The following is a 332-nucleotide window of genomic DNA, read 5'->3' as shown; positions in this document are numbered from 1 at the left end:
CCAATACTAATTTGAGTGTTGTCTTTACCTTTAGTAGCGTATTTATATCGGATGTAACGCTTGATTTTAAAGTAACCTGGAACATAATCTAACACATCTGTAGTTTCTTTACCAATGCAAATCATATCAGATAAATCTCCCTCAGGATGTATTTCTATTTCTTCTACGGGTAAATGATCTGGTAGTTTAGCTCGTCCTGGATGTTTCTTTTTCTCACGAGAGTAGGTAATCTCTTGTTTGATTACTTCTTCTTGTTCCTCTAAGACTGCTTGTTCAACATCTAAAGGTAATTGAGTTTGATTGGGATCCTCAAAACGTTCTCGGCTTTGACC

General features: G+C 36.1%; 1 pseudogene. It reads right to left on the bottom strand.

The features are described 5' to 3' along the window. A pseudogene (locus GOQ24_RS14765) lies at positions 1-332 on the bottom strand (IS66 family transposase); the annotation flags it as partial.

The organism is Myroides sp. LoEW2-1 (assembly GCF_009767705.1).
GTDB lineage: Bacteria > Bacteroidota > Bacteroidia > Flavobacteriales > Flavobacteriaceae > Flavobacterium > Flavobacterium album_A.
This window is presented reverse-complemented; position numbering and strand designations above follow the sequence as displayed.